Source organism: Nitrospirota bacterium (assembly GCA_037386965.1).
GTDB lineage: Bacteria > Nitrospirota > Thermodesulfovibrionia > Thermodesulfovibrionales > JdFR-86 > JARRLN01.
The window spans coordinates 1-17,005 of the sequence record JARRLN010000020.1 but is presented as its reverse complement, the minus strand read 5'-3'; the positions used below and the strand labels follow the sequence as shown (position 1 = coordinate 17,005).

Genomic DNA, 17,005 nt, shown 5'->3' with positions numbered 1-17,005 from the left:
AAGCCCCCCTGCGTTTCGACCTGAAACGCAGTAAGTATACCCGCTCCCCGCGGGGCGGGTCAACGAGACCGGGCGGGCAGGCTCAGGCCTTCTTCCCTCCTCCGGCGGCTCCCAGGTGGAAGCTCTTGACCACGGCCTCGAAGGTCTTGAGGTCCTTCTTGTAGTAGTACCTTTGCGCCGCCGTGTAGCGGATGCCGTAGAACCACTCGCCTTCGAGAAAGCCGTAGTAGACGCTCTTCAAGGGCAGGCCGTCCTCGTTCCGGTAGGTGAAGACCGCCTTGAACCCGTGGTGCCCGTCCACTCTGGCAGGGGCGTTGGAGAGGACCTTGAAGTTCTGCTTCTGCTCGTCGGAGCGGAAGTTGTCCAGAAGGACCTGGGCGGCCTCCTGGGCAAGCATGCCCCGGGCGAACTTCTTCTTCGTGTGGGTGAGGTCGTCCGCGACGTTGACGCGCTCGATGAGGATGTTCTGAAGAAGCCCCCCGTCGCGGGTGAGAAAGAGGTGGTCGTTGATGTTCCGGCGCATCCATCCGTCGGGCAGCTGCACCGAGAAGTCCAGGTACGTCGAGCTGTACGGTCCTCCCGTGCGGAGCCACGGGCCGCAGGCCACCGCCGTCAGGGCCGCCACTGCCAGAATGAGGAGAAGTTTTCTCACGTCTGCCTCCCTATTTGCATTGTCTGATGTATTCCCTTATGTACGCCTTATCCGGGGGGTTCTTGGCCAGGGACAGGTACTTTTTCAACGACTTTTTGGCCGGCCCCTTCCGGCCTTCCTTCAGGTACAAAAGCCCCAGGGCCTTGTGGGCCTCCGCATGGGAGGGATTCAGGGACAGGGCTTTCCGGTATTGCTTCTCCGCCTCCTTCTGGGCTCCGTCCCCGCCCCGCTGCCGGATGATCTCTCCCAGCAGGACGTGGGCCCGGGCGCTCCGGGGCTTGATGCTCAGGTATTTCCTTACGCCCCTTTCGGCCGAGTCGAACCTCCCCGCCCGAAGGTCCAAAACGGCGTTGTCGTACACAAGGCGCCATGTCCTGGCGATGAACGCCTTCTTGTTGGTGACGCCTCCCGTGTGCCCGGCGTACGTGGCGGCAAGCAGTTCCTCGTACGTGTCTATCCGCTCTTTCAGCCGGGGGTGCGTCCCGAAGAAATAGGGCTCCTCGATATCGTTTTCCTCGAGCTCCTTGAGGAGGAACTCAAACAGCTTGGGCGCTTCCCGGGGGTCGTAGCCGGCCTGCACCATGAGCCGGAGGCCCACCTTGTCCGCCTCCCTTTCCAGGTCCCGGGAGTACCCCGTCACCGCTGCGGCCGTCCCCAGCGTTCCCAGGAGGTCGACGCCGGGGACCGCCCCCAGGGTGACGTGCACGGTGGCCAGCACGGCTCGTTTGTTCTTCGTGTCGCGGAACTGCTTGAGCATGTGCCGGTGGGTGGCGTGGGTCATCTCGTGCCCCAGAAGGGTGGCCAGCTGGGCCTCGTTTTCCATCCGGGCCAGGAGGCCCGTGTGGATGTAGACGGCCCCGTTGGCATAGCAGAAGGCCCCCAGGTAGGGGTTTTTGAGGACGCGCACCTCAAAGGGGATGCTCTTGAGGACCCCCGGAGGCTGAAGCTTCCGCGCCACGGCGTTCAGGTAGGAGAGAAGCTGCTTGTCCTCGTAGAGGCTGCCGCTGTGGTTGAGGGCGTCTTCCTCCTCCTCGACCCTGTTCCAGAGGCGCTTCTCGTCGTCTTCAAGGGTCGCGTTATTGCCCTGCCAGAAGCAGCACGCCCAGGAGGACCGTGATGTATTTCCGTGCGAACGTTCTCATTTGCTTATCCCCGGGTAGTCGGCGAGAATGCTCCTGACGAGACTCTCCGTGCTTTCATAATCCCTCAAGTCGTTGCCGCCTTCGCTGCCCCCCACGTTGTACCAGAGGATGGTCCCGGAGCGGTCCACCACGGCCACGCTTATCGCCGAAACGCCGGCGTTGGGAACGACGGAGTCGCCCAGGACGGTGGACAGGACGAGCCCCGCGGCCCTCAGGGCCTTTCTGCCCGAGGTGGATATCTCGTCCACCCCGTAAACGATGATGAGGGCGTCGGAGTGATAGTAGTTCAGGATGCTGTCTATGGGGCCCAGGGAATACTCGAAATTCTTCACCTTGTCGGGGAACAGCCCCGCCTGCCCGTATGTGTGGGCGTGGATGCTCGTGGAGACGGCCCTGTAGAGCGCCTGCACGTCATCGAGCTCCTTGCGGAGCTTTTTGGGCAGGTTGGCCTCCTTCACGGGAAGGGGAATCTCTCCGAAGACGGCCACGACGGCCGAGGCCGTGTTATGCTGGCCCTGCTCGGACCAGTCGTCCCTCAGCTCGCGCACCCCGCCCGTCGAGAGCTCATAGATGTTGACCTCCGGCGGGACCAGGACGGGGGCCTTGATGTCCTGGGCCCGGGCCTCGAAGTCCGGATGGGCCCTGTAGGACTTGGCCGCGGGTACGCATCCCCACACCAGAAGCAGGACCAGCAGGGCCGGGATGACCCGCGTTATCCTCGATGTTCTCATCTGCACCTCCTGGGCCATGTGCCCTGTTTTCTCCGTCTTCCTCACAAAAACAAGCACTTTCGTTCCAAAACGGACTTAATGTACACTACAAAGTTGCTTCCGCCAACATTTAGAATCACCAAAAAGGAATTTTTTTCGCTTCCGCCGGCCCCCCATTTCTGCTAGCATCCTCAGTGAGGGTCTATGGACGAGAGGCGGGCCGAGATTACCCTGAAGGTCCTGAGAGTCGCCGGAGTCTCTTGCGCCGTTCTGGTCGCCGTCGCACTCGTCGTCCTCGTCGTCCACTGCCTGACGCGTGAACCGCATAGAGAGGCTCATCACCGGCAGTCCCATGCGGGCCTGGAGCCAGGAGCACATGCAGGCCCCGCTCCTGAGGAAAATGGCCCGCCGGCAGTCCTACCCCCGGTGCTTCGAGATAGGCTGCGGAAGAGGGATTGGGGCGCGCATCATCGTGGAGAGTTTCGGGGCGGAAAAGGTCGTTGCCACCGATGCCGACCCGTCCGAGGTCGAGCGGGCCCGAAGACAGCTCAAGCCCGGGCACGAGGGGAGGGTTGAGTTCAAGGTGGCCGACGCCATGCAGCTCGATGAGCCCGACGAGGCCTACGACGCCGTCTTCTCCTTCGGCGTGCTCCACCACATGGAGGACTGGAGAAAGGCGGTGCGGGAAGTGATGCGCATCCTCAAGCCCGGAGGCGAGTTGTTTTTCGAGGAGATTCTCCGGCCGCTGCTGGCCAGCTTCCTCATGCGGAAGCTCACCCGGCACCCCGAAGGGGGAAGGTTCACGGTGCAGGAGCTGCGGGAGGAGCTGGGCGCGGACGGAGCCGAAGTGACCGGCTTGAGGACCGTGGACGGATGGCTGGCCTTCGGCGTGGCCCAGAAGCGCGGCGCGCCCTAGGGCGGACGCCCGGTCCACCACCGTGCGCCGGGTGGTGGAACAAGGCGGACACGGGCGGCCCTGAGCAAACTCATTCCTTCGACGGGAGGCGGAACGGCCCATGGCGGTAAAGTTTTTCGGTCAGTTCCTTCTGGACCGCGGCGTTATCGGCAGCGAGCAGCTTCAGGAGGCCGTGCGGCACCAGGAAGCGGGAAACCTGAGGTTCGGCGAGGTCGCCCGGAGCAAGGGCATGCTGGGCGCCCGGGAGCTCGAATCGCTTCTCCGGGAGCAGAGGCGGACGGACATGATGATAGGGGAGATAGCCGTGAAGCTGGGCATCCTCAGCCCCGTGGAGGTGGGCGGCGTCCTCAGCCACCAGAAATCCGAACACCTCTCCCTGGGGGAGGCCCTGGTCCGGAAGGGTTTTCTGAGCAGGGGCCGTCTGAGGGAGGAGCTCCTCCTGTTCGAGGCGCAGTGTAGCGGCCAGGGCGACCTTGTCCTGCCCCGGGGGCTCAGCAACCCCGCCGCCGTACGGGATGCCCTGGAGGTGACCGCGGCGTCCCTCAGACGCTCGGCCGTCACCAGCGTGAAACCGGACGAGGCCGAGGTGACCCAAGAGGAGCCGGAGAAGAATTTCGGTGTCTTTTCCGTGCGCTTTAACGGCGACGTGAACCTCCTCTACGTCATTTCCGTCCCGGTGGACGTGGCCCTGCTTCTGGTGCGCGGCTCCCGCGAACTTCCGGCCCTCCTGGAGGCCGTGCGGCAGTTCTGTGCCCAGGCCAGCAGGAAGCTGGCCTCGCGGCTTTCCGAGGAGGGCGCAAAGGTGCGGGCCTCCCAGCCCAAGGAGGTCGCCTGGCGCGACGGGGGCTACTCGGTCCTGCGCGGGGCCAAGGCGGTCCGCTTCCGGCTGGCCTGCCCCTCGGGGGACAGCTTCCTGTACGTGCTCTGACGCTGTTCTGGAATTCCCGGGAATCTGTTGAAAAAATACTCCCTATATTGTACTCTTATGCCTATATCCATATATTAAGGGGAGTTAAAGGGGAGAAAACCGGGGAGGACGCTCCGTCAAATCCTGAAAGGAGAGAGGGGTATGTCGGAAGAGAAGGTTTCGTACGAGGAGTTCGTCAGAAGGGCCATCGTCAATCTGAGGAAGGAAGGATACAAGGGCATCCATACGGTCTATTCCGGGTTTAACGAGGCGTTCAAGGACTACTACGACGGCGAGGACCCCGTCAAGGTCACAAACGCCTTGGCCAAGGAAGGAAAGGTGGTCATCCGGCCCGTGCGGGGCGGGGTGATGCTGTACCTGCCGGAGGAGGTGAGCCCCACCGGGCAGACCGCCAAGGACGCCCTCAAGAAAATGGGCCTATGAGGCTCGGGGTCCTGGGGGGCACCTTCAATCCCATCCATTTCGGGCACCTGAGGGCCGCCGAGGAGGTCCGCGAGAGGCTCGACATGGAGAAGGTCCTCTTCATCCCGGCGGGCAATCCCCCCCTGAAGTCCGCCGACCTGGCCGAGGCCGAAGCGCGCTACAGGATGACCCTCATCGCCACGGCCCCCAACGGGGCCTTTGACGTCTCGGACATCGAGGTGCGCACCCCACGGACCTCCTACACCGTAGAGACGGCGCGCGAGCTCGGGCGGCTTTATCCCGGGGCCGACATCCTCTTCATCCTGGGCCTGGACGCCTTCCTGGACCTTCCTGAGTGGAAGGAGCCGGAGGAGCTTGTGGGCGCCATGGACTTCGTGGTCATCGGGAGGCCGCCCCGCCGCTTCGGAGAGCTTGCGGAAAGCCCTTTTCTGGACATCGCCGCGGGCGCCCTGGAGGCCCTGGACCGGGGAGAGGCCGTCTCGGGAAAGGGCAGGCTTACCGGGGGGCGCACCGCCCACCTCCTCAGGGTGAGCCTCCTGGACATCTCTTCGACGGATATCCGCGAGGCCGTCCGTGCGGGCCGGAGCATCAAATATTTATTGCCTCGGGATGTCGAATTCTTTATAATGTCAACTGGACTTTACGCCGGCTGATGGCGGCGTGCACGGCGCATACGGGACGGGCTCGAAAAGGACGGGGTTGCCGCTGACAAGCAGAGACAAGGCTCTCGAGATCGCCAGATTAGCCCTCGACAAGAAAGCCGCTGACGTCATCGTGCTGGACGTCGGCTCCCTGGTCATGTACGCGGACTATTTCGTCGTCTGCTCGGGGGCCAGCACGCAGCAGGTGGAGGCCATCGTGGAGAACATCGAGCGAGGCCTCGCCAGGCGGAGGAAGCGGCCCCTGGGCGTGGAAGGGCGCTCGCACGCGCACTGGGTGCTGATGGACTACGGGGACGTCATCGCGCACGTCTTCGAGAAGGAGACGCGGGAGTTCTACGAGCTGGAGAAGCTCTGGCTGGACGCCCCGAGAGTCCCTGTGGATGAAGGTCCGGATACTCTGGGTAGGGAAGACAAAAGAAGCCTTTCTGGCTGAGGGCATCGGCAAGTATCTTGCGCTGCTTCAACCTCACGCGGATGTCCGGGTCGTGGAAATCAAGGAGGAGAAGGGGGGCAAGGACCCGGTGAGGGTGCTCCGGCGGGAAGGCGAGAGGATAGTGAAGCAGGCCGAGACTTATGTGCTTCTGGATGAGCGGGGACGCGAGATGACCTCGGAGGAGTTGGCGGGGTTTCTCGGGGACCGCCCCCGGGTGGATTTCGTGGTGGGCGGCCCGCACGGCGTCTCCGAGGACGTGCGTCGGCGGGCCGCCGCGACCCTGGCGCTCTCCCGCATGACCCTGACGCACGAGATGGCCCGTCTTCTGCTCCTGGAGCAGCTTTACAGGGCCGTGACGATCAAGGCCGGCACGGGGTACCATCACTGATGGGCAAGGTGACCGTCCTCATCGTGATTCTCATGCTGGGCGTGCTCGCCCTGTTCGCCGTCTACAACAACGACCCCACCGCCATATTCGTGCCCTTCGACCAGAGCTACGAGATTCCCAAGATAGGCGTCATTCTTTTCTCAAGCGTCTTCGGCGCGGCCTGCATGCTCCTTCTGTTTGCCATCCGCGACACCCGCCGCTTCCTGTTCACCTACCAGTACCAGAAGAAGCAGAAGAACGAAGAGAAGATCCACAGCCTCTACACCCAGGCCCTCAACGCCATCCTGGCCGAGGACGAGGCCGAGGCCCGGGCCGCCCTGAGCGCCATACTGAAGAAGGAACCCGGGCACACCGACGCCCATCTCCGGCTGGGGGACATCGAGGCCAACAAGGGGCGGGACGAGGAGGCCTACGGCCATTACAAGCGGGCGCACGCCTCCTCCCCCGAGCACCTGGAGGCCCTGTTCTCCCTGGCGCGCATCATGGAGAAGATGCAGGGCTGGGACGAGGCCCTGGGCTACGTCGAGAACATCCTGGACCTGGACCCCGACAACCTGAGCGCCCTGCACATGAAGCGCTCCATCCTGGAGCGCGAAGGGCGATGGGACGAGCTCATCGAGGTGCAAAAGGCCATACTCAGGCTGCTCCGGGAGGAGCGCGACAAGGAGCGCGAGGAGGCCAACCTCAAGGGCTTCCGCTACGAACTGGCCCGGGACAGCCTGGAGAAGGGCGACCTGGAGAAGGCTCTGAAGGCCTTCAAGACCCTGGTGCGGGAGGACGAGAAGTTCACCCCCGCTCACCTCGGAGTGGCCGAGACCATGCTGGCCGGGGGGGACACCGAAGAGGCGGTGAGCTACCTGGAGAGGGCCTACGAGTCCACCTCGTCCCAGATAATCCTGGCGCGCCTGGAGGACCTTCTCATCTCCCTGGAGGAGCCCTCCCGCCTCATCCGCATTTACCGGAAGGCCCTCTCTGCCCGCCCCCGCGACGAGGCGCTGAAGTTTTTCCTGGGCAAGCTGTACTTCCGCCTGGAGATGATAGAGGACGCCTTCGACGTCCTGGCCTCCCTGGACACCGCGGAGACCTGGCCCGACCTGCACAAGCTCCTGGGGGAGCTGCACCTCAGGAGGGACGAGTGCGGCAAGGCCGTGGAGCAGTTCAGAAAAACCATCGAGCTGGGCGGGAGCATGCGTCTTCCGTACTGCTGCAGCGTCTGCGGCCACGAGGACAGGCAGTGGTCGGGCCGGTGCCCGGAGTGCGGGAGCTGGAACTCCTATCGTTTCGAGCTCCAGGGTGCCTGCCGGGTGTAGTGGGCTCCGGGATGTCCAGTCGGGAGGGACGGGGGACGGGCAGGGAGAAGGGCGCGTCCGAGGGGACGGAGCGCATCGTCCTTGACACAAGCCTCTTTGTCAACCCCGACGTGCGGGGCGTCCTGGGGGCCACGCCCACCGAAGCCCTCGAGAACTTTCTCTCCCTGGCCTCCCGTGCTCCGCATCTTCGTTTCTACATGCCGCCCTCGGTCTTCGAGGAGCTGATGAACTTTGTTCAGCGGGACCGGCTCCCCCCGGAGCTCCTGGTCCATCTACGCCAGAAGCCGCCGAGCCGCTACGAGATGACCACCCCCGCGGTCTTCCTCTACGAGCTCATCGAGGACATCAGGGGCAGGGTGAACAAGGGGCTGAGGATAGCCGAAAAGGCCGTCCGGAGCATGGGCGTGTCGGGCCCGGACGAGGCCATCCAGGACCTCAGGCGAAAGTACCGGGAGGCCCTGAGGGAGGGCATCATCGACAGCCGGGAGGACGTCGACCTCATCCTCCTGGCCAAGGAACTGGACGCCCTGCTGGTGACGGCGGACCAGGGGGCCCTGAAGTGGGCCGATAAGCTCGGCGTGCGGTGGCTCTTTCCGGAGAAGTTCAAGGACTACCTGCTGGCCTCCGTGGAGAAAGCCGGCCCGTAAGGACATCCGCCCGGCTCCCTCTCAGGCCCGGCCTTCCTCCCTCATTATCCGCGCAAGGGCCCGCGCGCGTTCGCTGGCGGGAAGCGTGGAGATGAGCTCGGGGCTCTTGTGCCTCCAGTTCGAGGGGTCGTGGGTGCCGGGCATGTTCTGCTGGTCGGCGGCGAACATGAGGTCGTCCAGGCTTACCGCCATCATCTTCGAGGGGGTGCGCGCCAGGTACCTGTGGATTTCCAGGAACAGCTCCTCCGTCATGGCCGGCAGGGAGAGGGAGTCGAGGCGGAGTTCCGGGGAGAGGTGCTTTTTCAGGGCCTCCAGCACCAGGGTCTTCTGGCGTTCCCTCTCCGTGAGGGCCCGGCCGTACGCCTCCTCGTCCGCGTAGACCCCCAGGGCCCTTTTGACCTCGATGTCATGGCCGCTCCAGAACCCCCGCAGGGTGGGCAGGTCGTGCGTGGTGACCGCGGTGAGGGCCATGTCGGGGTAAGCCCCGGGCGGGAGAAACTCGCCGCTTTCCCAGTCGCGCTCGAAGTAAAACAGACGGTACCCCAGCATCCCGAAACGGCGCAGCGTCTCGCGCACCCCGGCGGGCACGGTGCCTAGGTCCTCGGCGACGACGACGGTGCGGCTGCGCACGCTCTCCAGGCAGACGATGCGCAGGAGGTCCTCGTGGGGATAGCGCACGTAGGCGCCCTCCGGGGGGGAGGCGCCCTCCGGTATCCAGAAAAGCCTGAAAAGCGACAGGGCGTGGTCTATCCGGATGGCATCCACCCGGGCCAGGTTCTTCCGCACCGTCTGGATGAAGACCTCGTAGCCGCTTTCCCGGAGGGCCTCTGGGCAGAGGGGCGGGAAGACCCAGTTCTGCCCCCGGGGGTTGAAATCGTCCGGAGGGGCCCCGGTGTGGATGCCGAAGGCGAAGACGTCGGAGAAGCTCCAGGCGTCGCTTCCGTGCTCCGAGGAGCCCACGGCGAGGTCCCCATAGAGGATGCCGCCTCCTTCGGCGATGCGGGCGCGCACCCGGGCGAGCCTCTCGGCCAGGAGCCACTGGACGAACTTGTGAAGGAGTATCTCTTCCGGATGGGTTGCCGCAAACCGCTGCACCTCGGCAGTGCGCGGGGAGCGGAACCCCTCCGGCCACGCGCGCCACGAAAGGCGCCCCTCGCCTTGGCTTCCGAACTCCGCGTCCAGCGCCCTGAACAGGGCGAACAGGTGCAGCGGCTCCCCCTCCCTCTCGATATAGGCCGAGAACTCCGCCCCCTCGGGCGTGCCCTTCTTGATGTGGTTTTCCAAGAAGGCGCCGAAGGCGGTCCTCAGCGCCCGCTCCTTGAGCTCCCAGACCCCGTCGTAGTCGATGAGCTCCTTCGCCCTGAGCTCCTCGATTTTCCTCCGGGTCTCCGGCGCTTCCAGGAAGGCCCTCCCCTCGGCAGACCCGCTGAGGACCTCTTCGAGGTCAAGGTAGAGCTGGTTCATGTAAAGCCTGCTCGAGGGACCGTAGGGACCCACGAAGCTGACCCGATCCGGGGTGGCATGCAGGGGGTTTATGCCCACGAAGGCACCCCCCTCGGCCCCGACCCACTCGGCCAGGGCCGCCAGGTCGCCGAAATCGCCGAATCCCCAGTTGCGCTCGGAACGGAGGGAATACAGGCTTGCCCAGAGCCCCCAGGTGCGCTCCGGCGGCGGGTGGCTTGTGTTGGGGGCCACGATGAGGCGCATGCTGCCGCTCATCTCCTCCTGCCCGCGCCTGACCCGGGCCGCGAGCCTGTGGTATCCCATCGGGCGGACGGCCTCGTCGGGGATATCCACGCGCACGTGGCGTTTTCCGTCGATGCGGGCTGCCTCCGCGGGGACCACCCCCCGGATGACCCTCCGGCTCGTTGCGCCCTCCTCGCCCTGGAAGCTGAGGGTCACGGTCACGCCTTCCTCCTGGCCGTCCTCCAGGGGGAAATGGAGCCGGAAGGTATGGGGCTGGGCGTCCGCGGAGATGACCTCCACGGGCTCGAGCAGCCTGTTCCAGGGGCGGCGCTTCAATTCCGCGAGCTTTTCGGCCGCGTCCTTCACGCCCATGGCCTTCAGGATGGATTCCTTGCTCTTTCGTGAGATGACGCGGAGGTTTCCCCAGATGTCGTGGTAGCGGGGCTCGATGTGGAGGAGCCGGGCAAGTTCGTCGATGACGTGCTCCTCCGGGGAGACGGTCATTTTTTCCGTCTCCTTTTCGTCCGCCCTCCCTTGGGAAGGATGGCGATGCCGGAGGGGTCGATGTGGCACCGGAACCTGTCCTCTTCCGGGCTGAACCCGATTTCCTCCCCCCTCTCCACGATGTTGTTCTTGTCCACGATGGCCCGCCGGAGCTTGCAGTCCCGCCTGAGGACCGCGTTGTCCATGATGATGCAGTCCGAGATGTGGGCGCCCTTTTCGATGACGACGCCGCTTCTGATTATGGAGTTGCTTATGGTGGCGCCGTCGATGACCGCGCCCTCGGTGATGATGCTGTTTCTGAGGTCTCCCTTGAGCACCTTGGCCGAGGCCGCCTTGGCCGCGCCGGTGTTGATGGGCCAGAGAAGGTTGTTTATCTCGAATTTCGGCTCGTGGCCGAGCATGTCCATGTGGGCGTCGAAGAAGGCCGGGATGGTGCCCACGTCCCTCCAGTAGCCGGCCTCCTCGTAGCCGTGCAGGCCGGGGATGACGTTGGTGGCGAAGTCATAGGCGAAGACCCGCTTCTTCTTTTCCACCAGGGCGGGGAGGATGTGCGCGCCGAAGTCGTGCTGGTGCTGCCGCTGGGCGCTGGCCAGGGCCGTCAAGAGGACGCCCTTGCCGAAGATGTAGTTGCCCATGGAGACGTAGGAGCGCGTGGGGTCCCCCGGCATGGGGGGCGGGCTCTTCGGTTTTTCCAGAAAGCCCGTTATCCTGTTTTCTTCGTCCGTGTGGATGACGCCGAAGGCCGAGGCCTCCGATACGGGCACGGGCCGGGCCGCCACGGTCACATCGGCCCCCTTGACCAGGTGAAAGTCTATCATCCGGCGGATGTCCATGCGGTAGATGTGGTCGGCCCCGAAGATGATGGCCAGCTCGGGGTTGTGGTCGCTGATGAGGTTGACGTTCTGGAAAACCGCGTCCGCCGTGCCCTGAAACCACTCCGGCCCCGTGCGCATCTGGGGCGGCACCAGCGCGATGAAGTGGTCCCGCACGATGGGAGAGAGCACCCAGTTCTTCCTGATGTGCTCGATGAGCGACTGGCTCTTGTACTGCACCAGGAGGTAGATGGAGAAGATGTGGGAGTTGACCATGTTGCTCAGGACGAAATCGACGATCCTGTACCTTCCGCCGAAGGGCACGGAGGGCTTGGAACGCATGGCGGTCAGGGGGAAGAGCCGTTCCCCTTTGCCGCCTGCCAGAACAAGGGCCAGGATTCTGGGATGGGCCATCTTTCTCCTTTCCGGTATGGCGCAGCGACGCCGCTCGGGCGGTTGACGGTTTCAATTGTAAGGGCTTAGGGGGTATTTGTAAAGAGGGGGATAAAGAAATCCCATCCCCGCGGTTCTCAAGGGTGGTGGAAGCAAGCTTTCCCGGCGCCGGGGGCTCTCAGTCGGTGTACCACTGCGCCCGGCTCTTCGGCACGTGCCAGTGGATGAAGTCGTACCAGATGCCGATGGGGGACTGCTCCACGCCCTTGAAGCGCTTGTGCAGGACCGGCAGGGCGTCCGGCACGAAGAGGAATGTGTAGGGCTGCTCCTCGGCCAGGATGGCGTGTATGCGGCGGTAGATTTTCTGCCTCTTCTGCCGGTCGAAGGTCCTCCGGCCTTCCAGAAGAAGCCTGTCCACCTCCTTGTTCTTGTAGGAGATGAAATTGAACTCGTTTTCCTTCGTCTTCGATGAATGCCAGATGTCGTAGATGTCGGGGTCCCGCGAGAGGGACCAGCCCAGGATGACCGCCTCGAACTTCTTCTTGTCTATGAACTCATGGAGCATGGCCTGCCACTCCAGGACCTTGATGGTCATGTCGATGCCGACGGCCTTCAGGTCCTGCTTGATTATCTGCGCCGCCTTGAGGCGGACGTCGTTGCCCTGGTTGGTGATGACGGTGAAGCGGAAGGGCTCGCCGTCCTTCCACTGAAGGCCGTCTTTCCGCATCTGCCATCCGGCCTCCCTCAGAAGTTCCAGGGCCCTCCCGGGGTCGTACGCGGGGTCCTTCACGTCGGGGTTATAGGCCCAGGACTCGGGGGGGAAGGGGCCGGTGCAGGGGGTGCCGTAGCCCAGGAGCACGCCCTTGATGATGTCTTTCTTGTTTATGGCGTGGGTGATGGCCCTGCGCACCCGCACGTCCTGAAACCGGGGGTCCAGGAGGTTGTAGCCCATGTAGGTAAAGCCGAAGGACGGATAGCGGAACTTCTGAAAGTAGGTCCGGAAGAGCTCCGAGTCCGTCTGAAGCTTGTACTGCGTGGGGGTGAGGCCCATGTAATCGATGCCCCCGAACTTCAGCTCCAGAAACATGGTGGCCGGGTCCGGGATGACCCGGGAGATGTACCTCCTGACGCCCGGCTTGCCCTCGAAGTACCCGTCGTAGGCGTCCAGGACGATTTTCTGGCCCGGCACCCACTCCGTGAGTCGGTACGGTCCGGTGCCCACCGGATGCCGGGCGTACGCGTCGTCGCTGATGTCCTTGCCCTGGAGGATGTGCTTGGGCATGATGCCCATGCTCCAGGACTCGATGGCGGGGGCGAAGGGCTCGGAGTAGGTGACCCGCACCGTGTAGGGGTCCACGGCCTGCACCTTCTTTACCGGGCCGTAGATGCTGCCGTAGGGAGTGGGGACCTTCGGGTCCGTTACTGTCTTATAGGTGAAGACGACGTCCTCGGAGGTGAACTCCTCCCCGTCCTGCCACCTGACGCCCTTCCGGAGGTGAAAGATTATCTCCAGCCCGCCCCTGCGCACCTCCCAGGAACGGGCCAGGTCTCCCACCAGGGTGAGGTCCTTGTCGTACTTGACGAGCCCGTTGAAGATGAGCTGGCTGATGTCCGCCGAAGCGCTGTCGGTGGCCAGGGGCGGCAGGAGCCTCTTGGCGTCGGCCAGCGTGCCCACCGTGATGGCCTGGGGGTTTTCGACCGTGGGCTCCCTGGTGCAGCCCGCAAGGAGGACGCCCAGGACGAGCAGGGCCGCAAGCACGCCCGCGGCACGCCCGAGGAAAGCCCTCCGCACCCCGGCTACTGCTGGGCGGGGCCCGACGGCTGGCCCCCGGAGGGCGGTCCGGCCGGTAGCGGCGCCTGGGGGTTTGCCGGGGCTGCCGGGGCCTGTGTCGCCGGAAGCTCCTTGACCACCGAGGGCTGCCGAATCGAGGCGATGGCCAGCAGGAGGGACGTGACCATGAAGATGACGGCAACGACCGTGGTCATCTTGGTAAGAAACGTGGCGGCTCCCCGGGCGCCGAAGAGGGTCTGGCTTGAGCCGCCCCCGAAGGCGGCGCCCATCTCGGCCCCCTTGCCGCCCTGCACCAGAACGATAAAGACCAGAAGCAGGGAGACCACCACATGCAGGACGACCAGAAAAGTAACCATCTTTCCCCTTTATCCCTTGAATTTCACGATATTGGCAAAACTGTCCGGCTTCAGGCTGGCCCCACCCACCAGGGCCCCGTCGATGTCCGGGGCCTCCATGAGGCTGGCGGTGTTGTCGGGCTTCACGCTGCCGCCGTACAGTATCCGCACGTTCTCGGCCAGGGCGCCATCATAGAGGCTTGCCACGTGGCCGCGGATGAAGCTGTGGGCGTCCTGGGCCTGCTCCGGCGTGGCCGTCACCCCGGTGCCTATGGCCCAGACGGGCTCGTAGGCGATGACCACCCTGGAGAGGTCCACGTCCCGGAGCCCTTCGGTGAGCTGTGTCTTCAGGAGGTCGTTCGTCTTCCCGGCCTGTCGCACCTCCAGGGGCTCGCCGATGCAGAAGATGCCCTTCAGTCCGGCCGCCACCGCGGCCCTGAGCTTCTTGTTGACGACGTCGTCGGTCTCGCCGAAGTACTGCCTCCGCTCCGAATGTCCCACGATGCAGTACTCGCATCCCAGGTCGCGGAGCATGCTCGGGGAGACCTCGCCGGTGTAGGCCCCCTTCTCCTCGTAAAAGACGTTCTGGGCCGACAGGGCGATGTTGGTTCCCTTTATCAGCTCGGCCACCGGATAAAGGGCCGTAAAGGAGGGCGCCAGAACGACGTCCACCTCTCCTGCCCCCGTGACCAGCGGGGCGAACTCCTCCACGAAGGCCCGCGCCTCGGGCACGGTCTTGTGCATCTTCCAGTTTGCTGCCATGAAGGGCTTTCGCATAAGAACCTATATTTTATACCATAACGCCTCCCCGGGCAACAAGGCGTGAGCCCCTTGCCGCGGGCAAACGAGAAATCCCCCCTCCGGTGGATGCCCTCCTGCCGCCTGACGGGCGGTCCTCCGGGCCGCGGCTTGACAGGCAAGGGGCGGGCGGATTATTATTGCAAACGCGAATCAGTCTCAATAATTCTCAGGGAGGTATTTCATGCACGCAACGCGCGGGGCGGCGCTCCTTGCGGCGCTCGTTTTCATGCTGTTCGTGCTGGCCGGGCCCCCGGCCGAGGCGGCCCACGAGGCGGCCCGGCTGCCCGAGGCGGAAGAGGGGCCGGAGGGGCCGCCCTGGATGAAGAGGGTGCGGCTTACGGGTATCTTCGAGGGCGACTTCGTCTGGCGGGAGCACGGGGACGTCGCCGAGAAGGGCTCGGAGACCTCGTCGGACCTCCTGGTCAGCACGGTGGAGTTGGGCGTGGAGGCCGACTTCGTGGACTGGATACAGGGCTTCGCCCTCCTTCTGGCCGAGGACCTGGGCACCGAGGAGGCCGCAGGCGTCACCTTCGACGAGGTAATCCTTACCCTGGACTTCCCGCGGACCCCCTTCTACGCGACCATGGGCAAGCGGGCGCTGCCCTTCGGCGTTTTCGAAAACCCCCTGGTCTCCGACCCCATGACCCAGGACGCCTACGAGGTCAACCAGGTGGGCCTGACCGCCGGGTACACCGGGCCCTGGCACCTGGACCTCTCCCTTACGGCCTACAAGGGCGAGGAGCTCATGGACCACCTCTTCGACTCCGGCCTCCTGGACACCGGGCGCATCCGGCGCGCCGGGGACGGAAGCGACGCCGTGGAGTCCTTCATCGCCTCGGCCATGCTCTCGCCCCTGAAGGAGCACGTCATCCTCTTCGGCGGCTTCCTCAGCGAGCCCGGCAGCGACAGGCGGAACCAGACCGTCGACGTGGGGGCAAGCCACCCTGTCCTACCGCTTTATCCTCCGTGAAATCAGGAGCATCGGCAGCTCGCTTTACAGGGAGAGGAGGGAGTTCATCCTCACCCAGCCCGTGGTGCTCGCCGTGCGGTACGAGCACTTCGATGACGACGGCCTAGTCGAGGCCGCCCGGGCCTGGGCCGTGCGGGACAGGATGAGCGCGGGAGGGCACTATTCGTTCTACGAGGACGGCTCCATCTCGGCCTACGTGGAGGCAGAGTACCGGATGACCGGCATCAAGGTGCACCCGAGCCTGCGCGATGCTGTGGAGGACGAAAACAGGGAGCTCTTCCTCAGGCTGGGGCTCACCTTCTGAGGGCCGCCTCAGGCGCCGAGGACACCCTCGGGGAAGCGGGCGTTATGGGCGCGGCAGCCGCTTAGGTGCGTCTCCAGCTCCTCGGGGGTGAGGTATGCACGGGTGACGAAGTACGCACCCAGGGGGCGCTGCGCCCGCATCTGGCAGAAGAGCAGGCTTCTTACCTGCTGGTGGGTGAGGTATCCCATGCGCAGGACGGCCCGCCCCAGGGGCTCTCCCCTCTGGCGGCCTTCCATGGCGCGATGGAGGGCCCGCTCGCTCAGCCATCCCCTTCTCCTGGCCAGTTCCCCCAGGGGAGGGCGAAGCCCCCGCTGCCAGGTAAGGGCCCGGGCCACCGCCCCCTCGGGGACGGCCCCCACGCGGGCCAGGTACTCGCCGAGGTAAAGCCTCCGCCCCGGAAGGACGGGCGCTTTCCGGCCCGCCTCCGCGGCCCCGATGCCCCTTTTCCCAAGGAACGAGAGTATCTCCTCGTAGGCCTCTCGCGCCTCTATGAACCGGGCCGAGCACTGCTCGTCCCCGCCCCGCCCGCGCCTCAGGCGCATGTCGGGGTGCAGGGACAGGGCCTTCTTCCGGTAGGCGCTTTTCAGGGCCGGGAGGGGGAGGGTGAGGAGAAAACGGTGGTCTTCTCCGGCCCCGGGGCCGAAGAGGGTTGCCGCTGCCTTCCGAAGCCTGTCCTCCGCCGTGCTCTCCATGAGGGTCGGCCTATTATAGTGGATTTAATGGAAAAATGGCAGGTCCGGGCGGCGCGCTCATTTGCTCCGGCAGAGGGAGATGGATTATGATGGACGGGAGAGGGAGCGTATAGGGTTCTGGTGTCCCTCCCGGACTTCAAATCCGGTGTTGCCGGCTAAGAACCGGCAGGGTGGGTTCGATTCCCACACGCTCCCGCCAGATTATCCTTGATCTGGACTCTGAAGCATCCGCGAGGCTTCTCAGGGTCTTATCGTCAAGGGTGGTGACCTTCCTGGGGGTATATCTGGTCCGGATTGTCTTGTCCATCCTAAGTGTTTCCTGATACCACGCATGGAAACCCCCCAGGAGTTGACTCCAGAATTTTCCACTTTTTCAGGGAGTTTTGTCAAGTTATCAGCGTCGGGCTTTGAATCCTCAGAGTCCTTGAATAAGAAATCGCGTAGAGTGGCCAGAAAACCGTCACGTTTCTGCATACTTAGAAGACTTTAGAATAGAGAGAAGCAG

19 protein-coding genes, 1 tRNA gene and 1 pseudogene are annotated in these 17,005 nt (G+C 64.4%); 11 read left to right on the top strand and 10 right to left on the bottom strand.

Features of this window, described 5'->3' with window-relative positions; translation table 11 throughout:
• Positions 1–82 precede the first annotated feature (82 nt).
• The 4 genes and pseudogenes from P8Y39_04335 to P8Y39_04320 all read right to left on the bottom strand — a co-directional run bounded on the left by P8Y39_04335 (position 83) and on the right by P8Y39_04320 (position 2,525).
• Positions 83–652, bottom strand: a complete 570-nt coding sequence (locus tag P8Y39_04335; GenBank protein ID MEJ2191563.1) for a PsbP-related protein — start codon at positions 650–652, stop codon at positions 83–85.
• 10 nt (positions 653–662) lie between these two features.
• On the bottom strand, positions 663–1,013 hold the full coding sequence (locus tag P8Y39_04330) for a tetratricopeptide repeat protein (protein MEJ2191562.1): 351 nt from the start codon (positions 1,011–1,013) through the stop codon (positions 663–665).
• Positions 1,014–1,106: 93 nt separating this feature from the next.
• Positions 1,107–1,625 (bottom strand): annotated as a pseudogene (locus P8Y39_04325) (M48 family metallopeptidase).
• A 165-nt stretch (positions 1,626–1,790) separates the two neighbouring features.
• Positions 1,791–2,525, bottom strand: a complete 735-nt coding sequence (locus P8Y39_04320) for a hypothetical protein (protein ID MEJ2191561.1) — start codon at positions 2,523–2,525, stop codon at positions 1,791–1,793.
• A gap of 295 nt (positions 2,526–2,820) precedes the next feature.
• Here P8Y39_04320 and P8Y39_04315 point away from each other — a divergent pair, with 295 nt between their 5' ends.
• From P8Y39_04315 to P8Y39_04280, 8 genes are all read left to right on the top strand, one after another.
• A complete protein-coding gene (locus P8Y39_04315) occupies positions 2,821–3,420 on the top strand; it encodes a class I SAM-dependent methyltransferase (GenBank protein ID MEJ2191560.1) in 600 nt (199 codons plus the stop codon).
• A gap of 100 nt (positions 3,421–3,520) precedes the next feature.
• Positions 3,521–4,348: a hypothetical protein gene (locus P8Y39_04310; GenBank protein ID MEJ2191559.1), complete on the top strand. Its 828-nt coding sequence runs from the start codon at positions 3,521–3,523 to the stop codon at positions 4,346–4,348.
• 141 nt (positions 4,349–4,489) lie between these two features.
• Entirely contained in the window at positions 4,490–4,771 is a 282-nt protein-coding gene (locus tag P8Y39_04305; protein MEJ2191558.1) for a hypothetical protein, read from the top strand.
• Positions 4,768–5,424 (top strand): nicotinate-nucleotide adenylyltransferase, encoded by a 657-nt coding sequence (gene nadD / locus P8Y39_04300; GenBank protein MEJ2191557.1) that lies wholly within the window; start codon positions 4,768–4,770, stop codon positions 5,422–5,424. The genes P8Y39_04305 and nadD overlap by 4 nt, the downstream gene beginning before the upstream one ends.
• 46 nt (positions 5,425–5,470) lie before the next feature.
• Positions 5,471–5,866 (top strand): ribosome silencing factor, encoded by a 396-nt coding sequence (rsfS, locus tag P8Y39_04295; GenBank protein MEJ2191556.1) that lies wholly within the window; start codon positions 5,471–5,473, stop codon positions 5,864–5,866.
• Positions 5,814–6,254 (top strand): 23S rRNA (pseudouridine(1915)-N(3))-methyltransferase RlmH, encoded by a 441-nt coding sequence (locus tag P8Y39_04290; protein ID MEJ2191555.1) that lies wholly within the window; start codon positions 5,814–5,816, stop codon positions 6,252–6,254. The genes rsfS and P8Y39_04290 overlap by 53 nt, the downstream gene beginning before the upstream one ends.
• Positions 6,254–7,564: a tetratricopeptide repeat protein gene (locus P8Y39_04285; GenBank protein ID MEJ2191554.1), complete on the top strand. Its 1,311-nt coding sequence runs from the start codon at positions 6,254–6,256 to the stop codon at positions 7,562–7,564. Before P8Y39_04290 ends, P8Y39_04285 begins: the two co-directional genes overlap by 1 nt.
• 11 nt (positions 7,565–7,575) lie before the next feature.
• Positions 7,576–8,211 carry an RNA ligase partner protein gene (locus P8Y39_04280; GenBank protein MEJ2191553.1) on the top strand — a complete coding sequence of 212 codons (636 nt, stop codon included), beginning with the start codon at positions 7,576–7,578 and terminating at the stop codon, positions 8,209–8,211.
• Between the two features lie 21 nt (positions 8,212–8,232).
• Here P8Y39_04280 and malQ read toward each other — a convergent pair whose 3' ends face one another.
• From malQ to tpiA, 5 genes are all read right to left on the bottom strand, one after another.
• Positions 8,233–10,401 carry a 4-alpha-glucanotransferase gene (malQ, locus tag P8Y39_04275; protein ID MEJ2191552.1) on the bottom strand — a complete coding sequence of 723 codons (2,169 nt, stop codon included), beginning with the start codon at positions 10,399–10,401 and terminating at the stop codon, positions 8,233–8,235.
• Positions 10,398–11,627 carry a glucose-1-phosphate adenylyltransferase gene (locus tag P8Y39_04270; GenBank protein MEJ2191551.1) on the bottom strand — a complete coding sequence of 410 codons (1,230 nt, stop codon included), beginning with the start codon at positions 11,625–11,627 and terminating at the stop codon, positions 10,398–10,400. Before P8Y39_04270 ends, malQ begins: the two co-directional genes overlap by 4 nt.
• A gap of 157 nt (positions 11,628–11,784) precedes the next feature.
• Positions 11,785–13,398 (bottom strand): peptide-binding protein, encoded by a 1,614-nt coding sequence (locus P8Y39_04265; GenBank protein ID MEJ2191550.1) that lies wholly within the window; start codon positions 13,396–13,398, stop codon positions 11,785–11,787.
• A gap of 5 nt (positions 13,399–13,403) precedes the next feature.
• Positions 13,404–13,754: a preprotein translocase subunit SecG gene (gene secG, locus P8Y39_04260; GenBank protein MEJ2191549.1), complete on the bottom strand. Its 351-nt coding sequence runs from the start codon at positions 13,752–13,754 to the stop codon at positions 13,404–13,406.
• A 9-nt stretch (positions 13,755–13,763) separates the two neighbouring features.
• A complete protein-coding gene (gene tpiA, locus P8Y39_04255; protein MEJ2191548.1) occupies positions 13,764–14,510 on the bottom strand; it encodes a triose-phosphate isomerase in 747 nt (248 codons plus the stop codon).
• 205 nt (positions 14,511–14,715) lie between these two features.
• On the opposite strand from tpiA, the gene P8Y39_04250 reads away from it, so the two are divergent.
• Positions 14,716–15,504, top strand: a complete 789-nt coding sequence (locus P8Y39_04250) for a hypothetical protein (GenBank protein ID MEJ2191547.1) — start codon at positions 14,716–14,718, stop codon at positions 15,502–15,504.
• A 61-nt stretch (positions 15,505–15,565) separates the two neighbouring features.
• The gene (locus P8Y39_04245) at positions 15,566–15,808 is read left to right on the top strand and encodes a hypothetical protein (protein ID MEJ2191546.1); all 243 of its coding nucleotides are present in this window, start codon (positions 15,566–15,568) and stop codon (positions 15,806–15,808) included.
• 8 nt (positions 15,809–15,816) lie between these two features.
• On the opposite strand, the gene P8Y39_04240 is transcribed toward P8Y39_04245, so the two are convergent.
• Positions 15,817–16,500: a hypothetical protein gene (locus P8Y39_04240; protein ID MEJ2191545.1), complete on the bottom strand. Its 684-nt coding sequence runs from the start codon at positions 16,498–16,500 to the stop codon at positions 15,817–15,819.
• Between the two features lie 101 nt (positions 16,501–16,601).
• Between P8Y39_04240 and P8Y39_04235 the strand changes: the two genes are divergently transcribed.
• Positions 16,602–16,699: transfer RNA gene (locus P8Y39_04235), tRNA-Sec, on the top strand.
• The last annotated feature ends 306 nt before the right edge of the window (positions 16,700–17,005 follow it).